This is a genomic window from Olleya sp. YS, assembly GCF_029760915.1.
GTDB lineage: Bacteria > Bacteroidota > Bacteroidia > Flavobacteriales > Flavobacteriaceae > Olleya.
Genome location: NZ_CP121685.1, coordinates 1,485,306 through 1,502,933 on the forward strand (window position 1 = coordinate 1,485,306; position 17,628 = coordinate 1,502,933).

Here is a 17,628-nt window from a genome sequence, read left to right on the forward strand (position 1 = left end):
CAAAAATACAATATTTAGGCTAACAATATTTTGATGTTATCGGTAAATAACTTGACTGCAATTGCTAATAAAATTACGCCAAATACTTTTCTAACTATGTTAATACCGTTTTGCCCAATTAAGCGTTCTATACGTCTTGATGTTTTTAACACTATATAAATGACAATAACGTTAAGTATTACTGCTATTATTATGTTTTTAATATCATATTCTGCGCGTAATGATAACAAGGTTGTTAAACTTCCTGGTCCTGCAATTAATGGAAACGCTAACGGAAAAACAGACGCTGTAATTGGGTTAGTGTCATCTTCTCTGTATAACGTTATTCCTAAAATCATTTCTAAAGCAATAAAAAATAAAATAAATGATCCAGCAACCGCAAAAGAACTTACGTTAATGCCAATAAGGTTTAGTATACTTTTTCCTAAAAATAAAAATGAAATTAAAATAATTCCAGCAATAATTGACGCCTTTTCACTTTGAATATGCCCTACTTTTTTTCGCAAATCAATAATAATTGGAATATTACCTACAATATCAATAACTGCAAAAAGCACCATAAAAACAGTAAAAATTTCTTTAAAATCTATAGGCATAACTTAATGTTTAAAATTTTCGGCAAAAGTACTCTTAATTGTTTGAAATCCAATATTAAAAAAGGGTTAAGTTTTTACTTTATATTTGCAAAAAAGAACACGTATTTTTATGTTTCAATTGGGTAAAACCATAGTGTCTGAAGACATTATAGAAAAAGATTTTGTATGTAATTTATCTGCATGTAAAGGTGCATGTTGTATAGATGGTGATGCAGGTGCACCACTAACTGAAGAAGAAGCAACTATTTTAAAAGATATTTACCCAAAAGTAAAACCTTTTTTGCGTGAAGAAGGTATTGCAGCTATTGAAGCTCAAGGGACATCTATTGTTACTGATTTTGAAGAGATTGAGACTCCTTTAATCAATGGTGCAGATTGCGCATATGTTATTTTTGATGATAAAAAAACTGCACTTTGCGGTATAGAGGAAGCATATAACCAAGGAGAAGTACAATGGAAAAAACCAGTGTCTTGTCACCTATATCCTATAAGAGTTAAGGATTATTCAGAATTTTCTGCTGTAAATTATGATAAATGGGAAATCTGTGATGATGCTTGTACGTTAGGTAAAGAATTACAAGTGCCAGTCTACAAATTTGTAAAGGAAGCGTTAATTAGAAAATTTGGAGACGATTGGTATACCGAATTAGAAAAAGTTGCAAAAAAGATGTCAAGATAACTAAGCGGTTTTAAGCTTAACTACAGGTATTATTGGTAATTTTAAAATCACACATGTTCCTGTAGCTTTATGTCCTTCATATAAATCATTTATAATCATACTATAATTTTCTGTATAGTTTTTAGAGAAATTTTCTAATCGTTGTTTGGTTATTTCTATTCCTAATGATTTTTGCTTCATCAACTTTTCTTGTTTAATTTTATTAGAAGCCTCTCTTCCTATACCATTATCTGTGATGCTAATGGTTATAAAATTTCGCTCGGTTTTGGATACTTTTAGGCTTATAAATTTATCGCCTTCTTTTGCTGAAAGTCCATGCCAAAGGGCATTTTCAAGAAATGGTTGAAGTACTAAGGATGGTATTTTAATATTTTCAATATCTACTGCATCCTCAACAGTTATGTTGTAATTTATCTGGTTAGAAAATCTAATATTTTCGATATTAATATATAGATCCATGGTTTCTAACTCGTCTTTTAACGTAATTTCTTTTTCGGTAGAAGCAATTAAAATCTTTCTTATTAGTTTAGAAAATTTGTTTAGATAGTAAACTGCATTTTCTTTCTCGTTATTGATAATATAGAGTTTTATAGAGTTTAAAGAGTTGAAAATAAAGTGAGGATTCATTTGATTACGAAGCATGTCTTGTTCTAAGGTTAAAATCTTTTTTTCACTTTTTAATCGTCTTTGTCTGTAAAAAGCAAATGCAGCAATAGCTATTGCTAAAAGCCCTAATAGTATTAGAATAGCAGTTTTTTTACCATTTTCAAGGCTAACTTTTAATAATTCTTTGTCTTTAGCAAGTTCTAAAATCTGATTGTTTTTTTTCTCAGATTCATAGCGCATTCTCAATGTATTAACGTATTGCGAGTTGTTTTCGCCTGTAATTTCGTTATCCAGAATAGTAGCTTCTTTATAATACTGTAAGGCTTTATTAGTATTGCCTAATTTTTCGTAAAGTTTTGACAATTGATGCTTAGCTTCAATTTCCATGGACTGTAAATTATAGTTTTCAGCAGCTTTTAGTCCTTTTTCTAGGTTGTTTTTGGCATTTTGTAATTGGTTTAATTCATTTTGTGCCCAACCCAAGTTAATATAAGCCCAAGCTATATAGAACTGATCCTGTAATTCTTCTGCTAAAGCAACAGTTGGTATAATAGTTTGTAAAGCTAAATCTGGTTTATTTTGTTTAAGATAGATAGTCCCTATACTATTGTTACTAATAACTTTTCCCGTTTTAGAATCTATTTGATTATTATAATCTAAAGAAATTTTGTAATTCTTTAAAGCAAGATCAAGGCTGTCTTTAGCTTCGTAGATAATGCCAATATTATTATAATTAATAGCTAAGCCTAATTTGTTGTTTGCTTTTTTTTCTATTTCTAACGACTTATTAAATTGGTCTAATGCTAAATCATATTCTTTAAGTAATAGGTAAATATTTCCCATACTGTTGTGGGATACTGCAATGCTTTTTAAGTAAGCATCGTTAATATTGGATTGTGATTCTGCTAACCGTAATGCTTCTTGATGATAGTCTAATGCCTCTCTAACAATAGCTTGCCTACGATAAATAACCCCTAACATGTTTAATGAAACAATCTCATAATCTACCAAATTATTATCTCTAGATAAGGTTAAGGCTTTATTTAATAGATTTTCGGATTTTTCGAACAACGATTTGTTTCTGTATTGATTTCCTAGCATTATGTTGGCAAAAATTTGTCCTGGGACATAATTTTGTTCTATACTTTTTTGCTCTAACAGTCGCATGTTTAACGTATCATATTTATCACGTTTTATAGCGTTATCTAATTCTGAGTAGGTAGTGTAATTAATTAATATTAAACTATCAGCAATTTTAGAAAAATTGGTGTTATTTTGAGCTAATGTAGTTGAGCCTAATGAACAACAAATTAAGAGGGTTATTAGTTTTAATGCTATTGTATTTAATGGGAGAATGTACAATTTCATAAGAATTAAAATTTTTCTAAAAATTCAGACTTGCGTTGTCTGGCAACTGGAATTTTGTGGTTGGATTCCATAATAACATAACCTTCATTTTTAATATATTCTTTAATTTTACTAAGGTTGATTATAAACGAGTTGTGTATCCTAAAAAAAGACTGTTCAGGCAGCAATGCATTAACTTCTTTTAGTTTTTTTGTTACTAAAATCTTTTGTTTATCTGACATGAAAATGGTGCTATAATTACCATCAGATTCCACAAAAAGAATATCTTCAATATTTAAAAATAATAACTTACCATCTGTATTTATGGTGATTTTCTTTTTGTTATTATTGGCAGTAAAATTTATTAAAATGTCTTCAATTTTATCCGAATCTATATGTCTTTTTTTAAAGCGTTTAATTTTTTTTATGCTTTCGGCTAAATCATCACTATCAATTGGTTTTAATAAATAATCTATAGCTTCGTTTTTTAAGGCTTTGATTGCATATTCGTCATATGCAGTGGTAATCACAACAGCAATATCTTTACTATTTAATTTTTCTAAAAACTGAAATCCATCCATTCTGGGCATTTGTATATCTAAAAACAAACAATCTGTTGGATTAGTTTCTAAATACTTCAATGCTAATTCTGGATCAGAGAAGGTGTCAATTACCAAGACATCATCACTAAAATTTGATAATTCCCATTTTAAACCTTGAATAGCTTTAAGTTCATCATCTACAATAACAGCTTTTAACATAAAAATAATTGTTTTATATAAAGATAAAATTATAAAAGTTAATACATAAAAGATTTGTGTGGTTGGTTTGGTTTTTTGTATAACTAGTGTTACCAATTATACAGTTTATTTAACCATTTATACATTGCTATTGACTTGGTGGATATAAATTAATTAATTTTAATGGAGTTAGTTTTAGTTAATTTTTGTTTACATAATTAGTGACTTAGGGAATCACATCATGTAAAACTATTATTATCAAAAAGTGAGTAGTTATTTGCTACTCACTTTTTTTGTCTTAATTTTTTTTAGACTTTGTTGAAAATTGGAAATAAATTTTTAAAATATTTCCTAGTCTGAATTATCAAATTTAAGATTAATTTATAGAAATTTTAACAGACTAAAATCCCTTATTTTATCGCTGCTCAGCGAATATTGATATTTATAAGTAACTGAAAATCAAATAGTTATTTTAATTTTATCAAATAGCCCAAAAACAAAGGGTTTTTCAGCTTTGTTAAAAACTTGTTGACAACGTTTGGCGAACACACTTTCTTTTTTAAGTTCAATTACCAATCTTTGTTCAAGGCTAAGAGTAAAAAAAAATTCCAATATTTTTTATAAATCAAAAGCCCTTTTTATTCCTCAAAAAGGAAATTTATAACACGTTTTACAGAATTACAAATATGTTATTTTAAATGATATCAATCATTCTAATATAACCAGCTATTTAACTATCAAAATTATGGAAATTACGCACATTATTAAACGAGATTACGAAACTAGCCCATTTATTATAAATAAAATTTCCAATGCTATTGAAAAAGCAATGATTTCTGTGGGTAATGGTACTAAAGAGGATGCTGCATCAATTTCTTTAAATGTATTAGATGCGTTATTAGACCGAAAAGAAAAAGATAGTAGATATGTGCCAACTGTAGAACAAGTACAAGATCTTGTAGAAGAAAAGTTGATGTTAAGTGCATTTCCAAACGTAGCAAAAGCCTATATTTTATATAGAGATGAACAAGCTAGAAATAGAAAAACAAACATTTTTGAAAAACGTATAAATTTTAAGCCTTTTGAGTATCCACAATTATATGAATATGTAAATGCTATAAGACATTCATACTGGATTCATACAGAGTTTAATTATACAAGTGATATTCAAGATTTTAAAACAGGTTTAAATGAAGTAGAGCGTAGCGCTATTAAAAATGCAATGCTAGCTATTTCACAAATTGAAGTCGCAGTAAAAACATTTTGGGGAGACGTTTACCACAAAATGCCAAAGCCAGAAATTGGTGCTGTAGGTTCTACTTTCTCAGAAAGTGAAGTAAGACATCATGACGCTTATTCACATTTACTAGAAGTATTAGGACTTAATGATGAATTTAAAGAGTTGAAGAAAAAACCAGTAATGATGGAACGTGTTCATTACTTAGAAACTGCTCTTAAAAATTCTAAAAGTGATAATAATCAAGATTATGCCGAGTCTATTGTTTTATTCTCTTTGTTTATAGAACACGTATCGTTATTCTCACAGTTTTTAATCATTATGGCATTTAATAAGCATAAAAATGTATTAAAAGGAATTTCTAATGTCGTAGAAGCAACCTCTAAAGAAGAGCAAATACATGGCGATTTTGGTATAGACGTCATTAAAATATTAAGAAACGAGAATCCAGACTGGTTTGATGAAGATTACAAGACCACTACAACCGAAATGTGTAAGCAAGCATTTAAAGCAGAAAGCAAAATTGTAGATTGGATTTTTGAAAAAGGCGAATTAGATTTCTTACCAAAAAAAGTCATTAACGAATTTTTAAAAGATCGCTTTAATAAATCATTAGTAGCAATTGGTTTAGAAAAAGTGTTTGAAACTGATGAAGCACTATTAAAAGAAACCGAATGGTTTGATGATGAAATTATCGGAACAAAACATGGCGACTTCTTTGTAAAAAGATCCATTGCATACACCAAAAAAAGTAAAAGTATAACTCACGCAGACCTATTTTAATTATGATCCAAAAAACCCTTACCAATGCAACTAAGACTGATGAAAAAACAGACTTAGTTGAAGCAAGAAAAAAAACATTACAAACCCAAAGTGAGATAGGTCAACAACCAGAAATTGAATGGTTAACAGAAAATAGTCGTAAGTTTTTAGAATCAGGCTACTTAACAGATGGTGTTACACCAGAACAACGTATTAGAGAAATTGCCGAAAACGCTGAGCATATTTTAAAAATTGAAGGCTATGCCGATAAGTTTTACAAATATATGGCTGCTGGATATTACTCTTTAGCATCACCAGTATGGTCTAACTTCGGGAAAAAGAGAGGATTACCTATAAGCTGTTTTGGATCCCATGTAGCTGACGATATGGGAGATATTTTATTTACCCAGTCTGAAGTGGGTATGATGTCTAAATTAGGTGGTGGTACTTCAGGATACTTTGGTAAGTTACGTCACAGAGGTGCGCCAGTAAAAAACAATGGTAAATCTTCAGGATCAGTACATATTATGCAATTATTTGAAAAAATGGTTGATGTAGTAAGTCAAGGTTCTGTAAGACGTGGTCGTTTTTCACCTTACTTACCTATAGACCATCAAGATATTGGTGAGTTTTTACAAATTGGTACCGAAGGTAATCCAATACAAGAGTTAACGCATGGTGTTACAGTTAGTAACCAATGGATGGAAGAGATGCGAGATGGTGATGTTGCAAAACGCGAAATTTGGGCTAAAGTATTACAATCTCGCTCAGAGATTGGATATCCATATATTTTATTTAGAGACAATGCAAATAACAATGCAGCAGATGTCTATAAAGATAAAAATATGGAGATTTACGCAAGTAATTTGTGTACCGAAATCATGTTGCCATCTAACGATAATTGGTCTTTTGTTTGCTGTTTATCTTCAATAAACTTATTACATTATGATAAGTGGAAAAATACAGATGCTGTAGAGGTACTGACTTTTTTCTTAGATGCGGTAATGGAAGAGTTTATTACTAAGTTAGACGTATACAGAGAGTCAGAAGATCGTGACAATCAATTGACGTTTAGATTTATGGAAAAAGCGTATAACTTTGCTAAAGAAAACAGAGCATTAGGTTTAGGTGCTTTAGGATGGCACTCATTATTACAGTCTAAAATGTTACCTTTTGACAGTAAAGAAGCGTTTGATTTAAATTACGAAATTTTCAAATCTATAAAAGAGCAATCTTATAAAGCATCAGAAAAATTAGCTGAACTTTATGGAGAGCCAGAAGTATTAAAAGGTTACGGAAGACGTAATGCAACACTTAACGCCATTGCGCCAACAACCTCTTCTGCTTTTATTTTAGGTCAAGTATCTCAAGGTATAGAGCCAATTTGGTCTAATATTTATGTAAAAGATATTGCTAAGATAAAAACGACTATTAAGAACAGTTTCTTAGAAAAGTTATTAGAAGACAAAGGAAAAAATACTACAGAAGTTTGGAGAAGTATTAGAGATATGGACGGTTCGGTTCAGCATTTAGACTTCTTAACAGAGCATGAAAAAAATGTATTTAAAACCTATCCAGAAATCGATCAATTAGATGTTGTGTATCAGGCAGCTAGCCGACAAAACTTTATTGATCAAGGTCAATCTATTAATGTGATGGTGCATCCAGATATGCCAACCAAAGATTTAAATAATATCTATATGACCGCTTGGCAAATGGGTGTTAAGTCTATGTATTACCAACACAGTATGAACGCTGCGCAAAAGTTTAAGCAGAAAAAAGAATGTACTAGTTGCGAAGGATAATACTATTTTAAATTTTAATAAGTTATACTAAAAAAGCATCCACATTTGGATGCTTTTTTTATACTAAAGCTACAAAAAATATTATATTACAAATCAAAAACTAACAACTAATGGAGGTTCCAGAAATTAGTACAAGCCAAATAGAATGTAATCATTGCGATACGCCTATAAATGAAGATATTTCGTTTTGTCCAGAATGTGGTTATCCCGTTCAAGGTGATGAGCAAGATGTTGCTAAGTTCTATGCTAAGCGAGTGATTAATAAAAGAAAAACAAGTGATGCTAAACGAAAAATAAAATCGGCAAGAAACATACTATATGTCATTGCTGGATTTATAATGCTTTTTGGTATTTTTATGTATTTTAAAGATGGCGATTTCCCAGTATTAGTTGTTAACATTGTTATTGGAGGTATTTATATTTTCTTAGGGTCATGGTCGGAGCAAAGACCTTTGGTGGCTTTGCTATTGGGACTATTACTTTATCTAACAACTGTCGTTATTTCTGCTATTGCAGAACCAGCAACACTAGTTAGCGGTATTATCTGGAAAGTTTTAATAATTGCTTACTTAGGTAAAGGGATATATTCCGCTTCCTCTCTAAATAAAGCTATGTAATGGCAGTTTCATGTAAGCATTGTAATACTAATTTTGACACAGAAGTAAAATTCTGCTCGCAATGTGGGCATTCCATTGTTAAAGTAGTCAATACAAAAAAAATACAAAGCTTAAATGTTATAATTAGTTTTTATGTGGTCATGCTAGTTTTTATAGCTTTGGTGTATTACATTGATACTGCATTCCCGTTTAATTTTAAGGCAGATTTAGGTATTGAAATAAGCTTTGCCATAATAGTTTTAGCTTTTGCATTTTTAGATATAAAACCTATTTTAAAATTATACACATTTAAAACCGTTAATTTAAAACTCATCGGTTTTGCCATTATTACACCCATTATAACCAGTGTATTGGTGTATTTTACAATTACTTTTATTGAATATTTAATGTCTGTTGAAGAAACAGCAAATTATTTTGAATCCTATTTATACTTAGAATACCCTTTGTTTTGGTCTATAATATTTATAGCGATAATGCCACCTATTATTGAAGAGTTAGCGTTTAGAGGCGTGCTTTTTAACAAATTAAAGGAGGTAACAAATAGTAGGTTAACTATTATTGCTACTGCATTTTTGTTTGCCTTAATCCACTTTTCTATATTATCATTTTTTTGGATATTCCCATTTGGTTTATTATTAGGTTATTTAAGAGATAGATATAGTACTTTGTGGCTAGGAATGATAATTCATTTTCTTCATAATTTTATTGTTTTAATGCTTGATTATTTTAATTTTTACTCTGTATAAAAAAAGCATCCAAATATGGATGCTTCTTAATCTGTCGTAATTGTATTAGTTAATTTGATGCCATCATCGCAAAAAACTTATCGATATTTGGTAGTAAAACTATTCGAGTACGTCTGTTTCTTGCTCTACCATCAGAGGTGTTGTTGTCTGTTAAAGGTTGGTAACTGCTTCTACCTGATGCGATTAGTTTTTCTGGTGCAACACCAAAGTCATTCTGTAATTTTCTAACAACAGAAGTAGCACGTAATACACTTAAATCCCAATTGTCTTTTACTCTACCATTGCTAATACTTCTAGAATCTGTATGACCTTCTATCATAACATCTAAACTAGGTTCAGAGTTAATTACATCTGCTAATTTTTGTAAAATTTTGTCAGCTTTTTTACTAATTTGGTAGCTACCACTATTAAATAACATTTTATCAGATATTGATATCATAACTACAGTTTCGTCTATACTTATAGCAATATCATCACTTTCATCTAAATCTGTTGTATCTACAAAGCGTTTTAGGTTTAAGGATAATGCTAAGTTCATAGAGTCTTCAAGTGTTGTGTAATACTTCATGACTTCTGGATTTACTTTGCTAAGTGTTTTACGCATGTCAACTTTTGCTTTTTCAGAAATCACTGCTTTATTACCTACCGCATCAAACTTTACTTGGTTTTCTTCTGTTAAAACTCCTACTTCATCGGTTAGGCTGTTTATTTTAGAATTGTAATCGCTTACTCTAGCTTCAATTTTTGCAAATTTAGCTTCGAGGTCTTCTTTTTCGACCTGAGTTTTTTGAAGTTGACTTTTAATTTCGCCATTTTGTTGTTCTAACGCTACGTATTTCTTTTTAGACACGCAAGAAGAAAGAACTACTATTGTAAGTAGTGTGATTGAAATTTTTTTCATAAATAGATAAACTTTTTGTTACTCTATTTACGTCATGCATAAAACTTTAGATGTTTTACAATGCTATTTTTTTAAAATATCTGTTCCTAAAAATTTATCATCCTTATTGTAATACCAAGCTCTAACTTTAGGCATTTTGATATCGCTAACAATTTCTGCGTCCGAAAGTAAAATATATTCGCCACTCTCTGGATTTTCAATACCATTTTTATCAGTTTTAAAAAACTGATAAACCTCCATAGCATACGTCTTTGTATTAAAATAGAAATACCAAATATCTTTACCAACTGTAGCGTTGTATGTAACTTTTAATTTTAGATAGGGTTTGTCTTTAAAAATAACGTGTTCTACTTTTGGATTAATGTTGGTTCCAGGATCCTTAAGTTTCATAGGTAAACCATATAGGTAAGTGTAGTAGTTTTTGTAAAGTGTAGCTCTTTCGCAACTTAATTTTTTGGCTTTTGCTAATGAGTCACTAATTTTAGAACTACCATTATATGCTATTTTGCAGGTGTCTTTTGTAACAGTATATTCTGTAGTTATGGTATCTCTTTGTGCTTTAACGTAAAACAACTCTTTTGGTAAATTTATAATAATTTGACTGTCTCTATCAGTATTTTTAGGTGTTTCCATAGTAACCAATAGTGTGTCATTAAAAGTCTTCCATTGGTTGTTTGGATCGTGATGTTGAATAGCTTTATCTAATAACTCTTGTCCAGATATAGTCTGAGCAACTAAACAATTAAAACTAAAAATTAATAGAATAAGAGAATAAAGGGTTTTCATAGCATGATATTTAATGACCAAAATACAAAACAATCAATTAAATTAGCACTGGATTTTAATTTATGAATGTAATGCTAATGAATAGTAAACTTAAAGAAGTAGCAAAAGTATTTTTTAAATTAGGCTGTTTTGCTTTTGGTGGACCTGCAGCACATATTGCTATGATGGAAGAAGAGGTAGTAAGCAAAAGACAATGGATGACAAGACATCAGTTTTTAGATTTAATAGGTGCAACAAACTTAATTCCTGGCCCAAACTCTACAGAAATGACCATGCATTGTGGCTATGAGCGTGCAGGTAAAAAAGGACTGTTTATTGCTGGAATTGCTTTTATTTTTCCAGCAATAGTTATTACAGCAATTTTAGCTTATTTCTATGTAAAGTATGGGAACTTACCAGAAGTCGCGCCATTTATTTTTGGCATTAAACCAGCTGTATTAGCTATTATAGCTTCTGCAGTTTTTAAGTTAGGAAAAAAGGCTATTAAAACTTTAGAATTAGCCGTTTTAGGAGCTTTAGTAGTATTAGCAAGCCTTATAGGTGTAAACGAAGTTTTTGCATTGCTAATAGCAGGAGTTTTAGGAACATTTTATTTTTATTTAAAAGAAAAAAAAACAGAGAGTTTGCACTCTGTTTTTCCTGTTTTTATGATGTCAGGCATTAGTGCATCCCTAGTAAAAATATCTACCATAAATGTGTTTTTAACCTTTTTAAAAGTAGGTGCTATATTATATGGTAGCGGTTATGTACTTTTTGCTTATTTAGATGCAGAATTAGTAACTAGAGGTTGGTTAACAAGAGTAGAATTATTGGATGCTATAGCAGTAGGACAATTTACACCAGGTCCAGTGTTGTCAACATCTACTTTTATTGGCTATCAATTGTCTGGATTCTCTGGTGCTTTAGCTGCAACAACTGGTATATTTTTACCTTCTTTTCTGTTTGTATTACTATTAAACCCTTTAATCCCTAAAATGCAACAATCTAAACTATTGCGTTATTTTTTAGATGCTGTAAATGTGGCAGCTGTCGCTGTAATGCTAGCAGTTTTGGTTATAATGACAAAAGACACCCTTATAGACTGGAAAGCTATTTGTATAGCTTTACTAGCTTGTTATTTAGTTTTTAAAACTAAGTTAAGTACTATTTGGGTCATCGTTATTGGTTCTGTTTTAGGTTATTTACTAGTTACATTTTTGTAAACAAAAAAGCCACCTGACAAAGGTGGCTTTTAAAATGATTATAATGTATACTTATTCAGGGCTCTCAGTTATTGTAGCTGGTTCTACAGAACTATCATGAGAGTTGTAGTATTCTTCTAAAAGATTCATAGTAGCACTTAATAAATCTTTAGTTTCTAATAATAAGCTAAAATACAATGTTGTATTTTTAGGACTAGATTCTTCAGTTCTTGTACGTGCAACTTGCTTTACAATTTTTGAAGTTACTAAATCAAACATTTCTTTTTTACGATCAATAATAGCTCCAATTTGCTCAAAAGAACGAGAGTCAAAAGCATTTTTAGTATCATTAAATAAAAGTTCTAAAGCATCATCTACTTCTTTTAGCTCTTTAATTTGACTAAATTTTAATTTCTTATGATTGTTATTAATGTGCTTATGACTGGCTTTAGAAATGTACTCTAAAGATTGAGTCATGTCTTGTAAATAACCAAGAATATTAATGTAGAAGCTACTAGCTCTTAAACTAGTTTCATCTAAGTTTTTAATAAAATAAAAGATGTTATCTCTCAAGCTGTCTACTTCAGTTGATAGCTTAGTTATTTGTTTTTTATTCTTTTTAAGTAAAGCTAAATCTTGTTTTGCTAAACCTTTAATGGCATTGGTGTAAATTCTGTTTCCACGCTTTACAACACTTGAAATATTATTTGCACTTTCATGTATCACACCTTGTACAGAGCTGCTTCCAGTCTCTTTTAAGCTATCTTCTTCAATGGTTTTATTAGAAGATTCTTTATGCGATTTGTAGTTTCTGTATAATAAAAATGCAGTAACTAATAGTAAAATAGGAATCATGACTTCTTGATTCCAGTTAATTAAGAAGACTACAGAACCTGCTGCTACAAATGCACCAATTGCAGTACCAAACCATCCACCAATAACGTTAAGTACACCAGCAACTCTATATACAGCGCTCTCTGCTCCCCAAGCTCTATCAGCTAAAGAAGTACCCATTGCTACCATAAAGGTTACGTAAGTTGTAGATAAAGGCAGTTTCATTGATGTAGCAATTGCAATCAATACACCAGCTACCATTAAGTTAACAGATGCTCTAATCATATCAAAAGCAGGAGCTTCAATACTTTGGTCTTTATTAATTAAGACTTCTGGTTTGTTAAAACTCTGTCCTATTTTCTTCTGAATAGACATTGGTATTATAGCACTAAAATATTTAGATAGAGAAGATGATCCTTTAACAACAGCTCTTGATAATGCGTTAGGCTGAAATTTTTCATGTGTATCACCTTGACGCGATAAGCTTAATTCTGTTTCGGCAACTGTTTTTGCTTTTTTAGAAAACCATAACGTTAATACCATTATACCTCCTGCAATAAATAGTAATAACGGTTCTGCAGGTACTTTTTTATCTAAAACACTCATTAACATAGATGAGTCCATACCATTAGCAATCCATGCTTCATAAGAGTGGTAAGCAGCCATAGGGACACCAATAAAGTTTACTAAGTCATTACCAGAAAAGGCTAATGCTAAACCAAATGTACCAACTGCTATAACAATTAATAAAGATGTCTTTTTACTTAATTTTTCAAAAATGAAAGACAACAATGTCCAAAACCCAAAACCACCAAGAATGATAAAGATTTCATTACCTTCTAACATGCCTTTTAGTTCTTTATAATAAGGGGTTCCTTTTAATCCTTTTAAGAAAATAAAATAAGTAATTGCGGTTAATGCTACGCCAGAAAAAATGATTCCAAAGTTTTTAACTTTGTTCTCATAGTTAAAAGTGAATATTAAACGCGATACCCATTGCACAACAGCACCAACCGTAAAGGCTATAAAAACAGAAAGTAAAATACCGCTTATAATAGTTATGGCTTTATCTGAAGCTATATATTTGCCTAAGTCAGTAAACGTTTCTGAAGGTTCGCCACTTATTTTTATTAACGCCATTACAACAGCTGCACCTAATAAATTAAATACGATAGAAACGGTTGTAGAAGTAGGTAATCCTAGTGTGTTAAAAAAGTCAAGTAATAAAATATCTGTAATCATTACTGCCATGAAGATGAGCATAATTTCGCCAAATTCAAACTGGGCAGGTACAAAGATACCTTTACGTGCAACTTCCATCATTCCGCTAGAAAAAACTGCACCAATAAAAATACCTAAACTAGCAACAATCATAATTGTTCGCATAGATAGTACTTTAGATCCTATTGCAGAGTTTAAAAAGTTAATAGCGTCATTACTAACACCAACAATAATGTCAAATACTGCTAAAACAGTAATGGCAATCAACATAAATAAATAAATATTATCCATAATTTTTAATTAAAATAAGTTTGCAAATATCTTAAGAGTTTTTGATAAAGATGTTATCCTAATGTTATGATTTTTGTTAAAAATGAATATCAAAACCAAGCCTAAAGGTAATGTTGTCGTCATTACCATTAACAGAGGTGTAGCTTATATCAGACTGAACTTTTAATTTATGTCCAACAAAAAATTTATTTACACCCAATGTATATTGATCCGTAGGTAAAGCACCAGTTATAGATTCATACTCTACAGTTGTATATCGTGCAGCAATTTCGTAATTATTTTTAAACAAATAACCTGCTTGTAGGTTTAATGCATTTCCAGTTAAAACTACATCACCTGTTGGTGTTACGCCATCCGCTTCTGTTGCAATTTCATTATCAGCTGTACGTTTAGCATATTCTCCTATAAAAGAGAAGCCTTGGTATTTAAACATTGCATCAGCAAAGATGGTTGTTTGATCAGTTTCATAAATAGTACCATCTGTACGTATCATATAATCTCCTGCAAATCCACGTTCTCTAACTGCATCTTGGTTAAAGTTATATGTAAAACCAGCCATTAATTTTGGTTTTTCTTCTCGCTTTAAATCAGATTGACTGTAATCTCCTTTAGATTTAAAAGCTCCAAATGGTAAAAATTCTACTCTAGCAGTATATTGTAAACCACCTTCGTTTCCTTCGGTAACATTACGACCTTCACCTTGTGATATAGAGAATTTTTCACGCATTAAAAAGTTGCCTCCTAAATTTGATTTATGCCTAATCTGAATACCTAAATCACGATCTATATTAAAACGACTGTTTAACAATGAGCGATCAATTAATTGAAGGTTAGCAGATGACACAACACGCTCAACGTTACCTGGTAACTTTGTTTGTCCTGCCCAAAGCTCCCAGTTTTTAGCAAATTTCCACATGATAACTGCATCAAGAATGTACCTTGGTGTGTTTCTATTAAATTGATTTGCACCAGAAATATCTCTATTAGATAAACCTAATTCTAATTTGTATTTAAGTTTTGGACTATAAGCAAAACCGTCAAATTTAAGACGAGCACGACGTAAAATAAAGTTTTGTTGGCCAGTACCGTATTGGTTACCATCATGATCCCAAGAAGTGTTAGATCTAAACTGAAAACGTGGTGCAAATTTAACGCTAAACGAACTGTCTTTTGCAGTAAAATTAATTAACCCTTTACCAAAAGAAGTATCGCTAATTTCTTGAGCGTTTACAAATAAAAATGAGCACAAAATTAGTGCAAGTGTAATGTTAAGTTTCATTATAATTATTAGTTTTTTGTCGCTGCAAATAACCAACTCTAATGTTAACTTAATGTTTCCTAATGTTTAACTTTTTGAATAAAAAAAGACTGCTTTGGCCAAAAGCAGTCTCATTAGAAATCATAACAATGTAGTCGACAAAAACTAATAGATTATATGAATTACTAATTGTTTGTCTATAGACATTAACAAATATCAATACTAAAAGTAATTTTAATGTAACGCTAATATTATCTAATTATTAAGGATTAGAAAGTAAATTGAATCACATAAACATCTAAAATACAGCAATTTGCAATTTTAATGTTAAATTAATGTTATGTAAACGTTGCATAAATGTTATCTAAGCTTTATATTTGATAGATAATATCAAAATCCATAATTATGAAGAAATCAATTTTAGTTTTAATTGCCTTTTCAATTACTGTGGTTTCTTTTGCACAACAAAAAAGAGATTTAAAACTTAACAAGGATACTAATTTAATAGAAGTTGTTTATTATCATGACAATGGAGTTGTAAGTCAAACAGGAGCTTACACTACAGATGGTAAATTGCAAGGTGAATGGTTAAGTTTTGACATGGAAGGCAAAAAACAAGTTTCAGCAAGTTATGATAATGGAAAAAAAGTCGGCAAATGGTTTTATTGGAGTGAAACGACTCTAAAGGAAGTAGATTATGATAACAACACTATAGCTAATGTTAGCGAATGGGAAATTAAATCTCCTGTTGCGACTAGTAATTAGATAGTTAAATTATTAAATAAAAAAAGCCTTGCAATTGCAAGGCTTTTTTTATTTCTTTCTTAGAGTTTAGTTTATTGTCCAATCCGCTCCCCAAGTTGCGTAATCAGTTGCTGTAGCATTACCTTCGCCTGTATAAAAATCTGCATCAGTAAAAGTCACAGTAGTATCGTTTTTTACTTTTGTAGTTATATCAACAAAAGTGACGTCAGTAACTTGTAAATCATCACTTATAACTCCGTTTCCTGTATCTACATCGTCTAAATCAAAAGCCTCTAAATATCCTGTGATATGTACATTAGTAAATATACCTTGTGTACCAGCTCTTAGTCTAATAGCTTCAGCATGTCCCGCTGCAGTACCTTCTCCTACAATAGTAAGGTTGTTAACTGTAGGCCTAGAGAACACACCAGACGCATTACTAAAGTCAGTATTATATCCATCTGCTTCGATAGCTTTGTCATCAGACACTCTATTTGAAATATAAACATGATTTAAAGTTCCTGAAAAACCTTCAGTCCAGTCAACCGAATCATCTTCAGCATTTATTACAGAAATATAATTTACGTTAACTGTACCTCCAAAAAACTCTATACCATCATCTTTACCAGCATATGCTTGAATATAGTTTACATCTGTTCCATTACCCACGCCATAAAATGAAAAACCATTATTTTCAGATTGTCCATCTGCAGCTCCTCCAGAATATTCTACACGAACATAATTTAAAGACCCTGAGTCATCATCTGCTATATTACCACCATAAGGTAAACTTGCAATTTCTGAAGTAGCAGTGTTTGTACCAGTTACAGAATTTACTGGAGCTTTACCTAACAAAATGATTCCACCCCAATCTCCAGCTTGTGGGTTAGAAGCATCAGAAGTAAATACAATTGGGCAATCTGCTGTTCCATTGGCTATAATTTTTGCACCTTGAGAAATGGCAATATAAACATTAGCTCCTGATGATAAGGCTTGGATTGTCATACAAGCTGGAATGGTTAATGTAGTGCCACTAGCCATTATTAACGAACCATTTAATTTGTAAGTATTATTAGCATCTAATGTTAAATCTTCAGTATAAGTTCCAGATAAAAATATGGTGTCTGAATTTGATCCTCCTCCAGAAGAATTGTTAATTACACTATTATCATTAATTATGATATCCGCAGTGTCATCTGTTGAGCAAGAGAATATCATCGATACTAATGCTAGCGATAAGATTAATTGTTTTTTCATTGTTCTTGTTTTTTATTTTT

15 protein-coding genes are annotated in these 17,628 nt (G+C 30.7%); 7 read left to right on the top strand and 8 right to left on the bottom strand.

Annotation, left to right across the window (positions count from 1 at the left end):
- Positions 1-14 precede the first annotated feature (14 nt).
- Positions 15-596 carry a MarC family protein gene (locus Ollyesu_RS06765; RefSeq protein WP_279303035.1) on the bottom strand — a complete coding sequence of 194 codons (582 nt, stop codon included), beginning with the start codon at positions 594-596 and terminating at the stop codon, positions 15-17.
- Positions 597-705: 109 nt separating this feature from the next.
- Between Ollyesu_RS06765 and Ollyesu_RS06770 the strand changes: the two genes are divergently transcribed.
- The gene (locus Ollyesu_RS06770; protein WP_279303066.1) at positions 706-1,275 is read left to right on the top strand and encodes a DUF3109 family protein; all 570 of its coding nucleotides are present in this window, start codon (positions 706-708) and stop codon (positions 1,273-1,275) included.
- Here Ollyesu_RS06770 and Ollyesu_RS06775 read toward each other — a convergent pair whose 3' ends face one another.
- Positions 1,276-3,249, bottom strand: a complete 1,974-nt coding sequence (locus Ollyesu_RS06775) for a tetratricopeptide repeat protein (RefSeq protein WP_279303036.1) — start codon at positions 3,247-3,249, stop codon at positions 1,276-1,278. It lies immediately after the preceding gene.
- Between the two features lie 5 nt (positions 3,250-3,254).
- On the bottom strand, positions 3,255-3,989 hold the full coding sequence (locus tag Ollyesu_RS06780; protein WP_279303037.1) for a LytTR family DNA-binding domain-containing protein: 735 nt from the start codon (positions 3,987-3,989) through the stop codon (positions 3,255-3,257).
- A gap of 724 nt (positions 3,990-4,713) precedes the next feature.
- Between Ollyesu_RS06780 and Ollyesu_RS06785 the strand changes: the two genes are divergently transcribed.
- The 4 genes from Ollyesu_RS06785 (at position 4,714) to Ollyesu_RS06800 (ending at position 9,135) form a co-directional block, all read left to right on the top strand.
- Positions 4,714-5,988, top strand: a complete 1,275-nt coding sequence (locus Ollyesu_RS06785; RefSeq protein ID WP_279303038.1) for a ribonucleotide-diphosphate reductase subunit beta — start codon at positions 4,714-4,716, stop codon at positions 5,986-5,988.
- A 2-nt stretch (positions 5,989-5,990) separates the two neighbouring features.
- On the top strand, positions 5,991-7,772 hold the full coding sequence (locus Ollyesu_RS06790; protein ID WP_279303039.1) for a ribonucleoside-diphosphate reductase subunit alpha: 1,782 nt from the start codon (positions 5,991-5,993) through the stop codon (positions 7,770-7,772).
- Positions 7,773-7,882: 110 nt separating this feature from the next.
- Positions 7,883-8,389 carry a zinc ribbon domain-containing protein gene (locus Ollyesu_RS06795; RefSeq protein ID WP_279303040.1) on the top strand — a complete coding sequence of 169 codons (507 nt, stop codon included), beginning with the start codon at positions 7,883-7,885 and terminating at the stop codon, positions 8,387-8,389.
- On the top strand, positions 8,389-9,135 hold the full coding sequence (locus tag Ollyesu_RS06800) for a type II CAAX endopeptidase family protein (protein ID WP_279303041.1): 747 nt from the start codon (positions 8,389-8,391) through the stop codon (positions 9,133-9,135). Before Ollyesu_RS06795 ends, Ollyesu_RS06800 begins: the two co-directional genes overlap by 1 nt.
- 49 nt (positions 9,136-9,184) lie before the next feature.
- Here Ollyesu_RS06800 and Ollyesu_RS06805 read toward each other — a convergent pair whose 3' ends face one another.
- The gene (locus Ollyesu_RS06805) at positions 9,185-10,036 is read right to left on the bottom strand and encodes an OmpA family protein (protein WP_279303042.1); all 852 of its coding nucleotides are present in this window, start codon (positions 10,034-10,036) and stop codon (positions 9,185-9,187) included.
- 63 nt (positions 10,037-10,099) lie between these two features.
- Positions 10,100-10,822, bottom strand: a complete 723-nt coding sequence (locus tag Ollyesu_RS06810; RefSeq protein ID WP_279303043.1) for a DUF6503 family protein — start codon at positions 10,820-10,822, stop codon at positions 10,100-10,102.
- Between the two features lie 77 nt (positions 10,823-10,899).
- On the opposite strand from Ollyesu_RS06810, the gene chrA reads away from it, so the two are divergent.
- Positions 10,900-12,024, top strand: coding sequence for a chromate efflux transporter (chrA, locus tag Ollyesu_RS06815; RefSeq protein ID WP_279303044.1), 1,125 nt, complete (start codon positions 10,900-10,902; stop codon positions 12,022-12,024).
- 51 nt (positions 12,025-12,075) lie between these two features.
- Here chrA and Ollyesu_RS06820 read toward each other — a convergent pair whose 3' ends face one another.
- Together Ollyesu_RS06820 and Ollyesu_RS06825 are read right to left on the bottom strand one after the other, a co-directional pair.
- Entirely contained in the window at positions 12,076-14,349 is a 2,274-nt protein-coding gene (locus Ollyesu_RS06820; protein WP_279303045.1) for an inorganic phosphate transporter, read from the bottom strand.
- Positions 14,350-14,425: 76 nt separating this feature from the next.
- Positions 14,426-15,628 (bottom strand): porin, encoded by a 1,203-nt coding sequence (locus Ollyesu_RS06825; protein ID WP_279303046.1) that lies wholly within the window; start codon positions 15,626-15,628, stop codon positions 14,426-14,428.
- A 384-nt stretch (positions 15,629-16,012) separates the two neighbouring features.
- Here Ollyesu_RS06825 and Ollyesu_RS06830 point away from each other — a divergent pair, with 384 nt between their 5' ends.
- Positions 16,013-16,372 (top strand): nicotinic acid mononucleotide adenyltransferase, encoded by a 360-nt coding sequence (locus tag Ollyesu_RS06830; protein WP_279303047.1) that lies wholly within the window; start codon positions 16,013-16,015, stop codon positions 16,370-16,372.
- Positions 16,373-16,438: 66 nt separating this feature from the next.
- Here Ollyesu_RS06830 and Ollyesu_RS06835 read toward each other — a convergent pair whose 3' ends face one another.
- Positions 16,439-17,608: a multidrug transporter gene (locus Ollyesu_RS06835; RefSeq protein WP_279303048.1), complete on the bottom strand. Its 1,170-nt coding sequence runs from the start codon at positions 17,606-17,608 to the stop codon at positions 16,439-16,441.
- Positions 17,609-17,628: the final 20 nt, after the last annotated feature.

Excerpts from the sequence above, each read along its gene's own strand:
- Ollyesu_RS06820 (WP_279303045.1), bottom strand. The coding sequence starts at position 14,349 with ATGGATAATATTTATTTATTTATGTTGATTGCCATTACTGTTTTAGCA.
- Ollyesu_RS06810 (WP_279303043.1), bottom strand. The coding sequence starts at position 10,822 with ATGAAAACCCTTTATTCTCTTATTCTATTAATTTTTAGTTTTAATTGT.
- Ollyesu_RS06805 (WP_279303042.1), bottom strand. The coding sequence starts at position 10,036 with ATGAAAAAAATTTCAATCACACTACTTACAATAGTAGTTCTTTCTTCT.
- Ollyesu_RS06825 (WP_279303046.1), bottom strand. The coding sequence starts at position 15,628 with ATGAAACTTAACATTACACTTGCACTAATTTTGTGCTCATTTTTATTT.
- Ollyesu_RS06780 (WP_279303037.1), bottom strand. The coding sequence starts at position 3,989 with ATGTTAAAAGCTGTTATTGTAGATGATGAACTTAAAGCTATTCAAGGT.
- Ollyesu_RS06770 (WP_279303066.1), top strand. The coding sequence starts at position 706 with ATGTTTCAATTGGGTAAAACCATAGTGTCTGAAGACATTATAGAAAAA.
- Ollyesu_RS06785 (WP_279303038.1), top strand. The coding sequence starts at position 4,714 with ATGGAAATTACGCACATTATTAAACGAGATTACGAAACTAGCCCATTT.
- Ollyesu_RS06835 (WP_279303048.1), bottom strand. The coding sequence starts at position 17,608 with ATGAAAAAACAATTAATCTTATCGCTAGCATTAGTATCGATGATATTC.
- Ollyesu_RS06830 (WP_279303047.1), top strand. The coding sequence starts at position 16,013 with ATGAAGAAATCAATTTTAGTTTTAATTGCCTTTTCAATTACTGTGGTT.
- Ollyesu_RS06795 (WP_279303040.1), top strand. The coding sequence starts at position 7,883 with ATGGAGGTTCCAGAAATTAGTACAAGCCAAATAGAATGTAATCATTGC.
- Ollyesu_RS06765 (WP_279303035.1), bottom strand. The coding sequence starts at position 596 with ATGCCTATAGATTTTAAAGAAATTTTTACTGTTTTTATGGTGCTTTTT.
- Ollyesu_RS06775 (WP_279303036.1), bottom strand. The coding sequence starts at position 3,249 with ATGAAATTGTACATTCTCCCATTAAATACAATAGCATTAAAACTAATA.
- Ollyesu_RS06790 (WP_279303039.1), top strand. The coding sequence starts at position 5,991 with ATGATCCAAAAAACCCTTACCAATGCAACTAAGACTGATGAAAAAACA.
- chrA (WP_279303044.1), top strand. The coding sequence starts at position 10,900 with ATGAATAGTAAACTTAAAGAAGTAGCAAAAGTATTTTTTAAATTAGGC.
- Ollyesu_RS06800 (WP_279303041.1), top strand. The coding sequence starts at position 8,389 with ATGGCAGTTTCATGTAAGCATTGTAATACTAATTTTGACACAGAAGTA.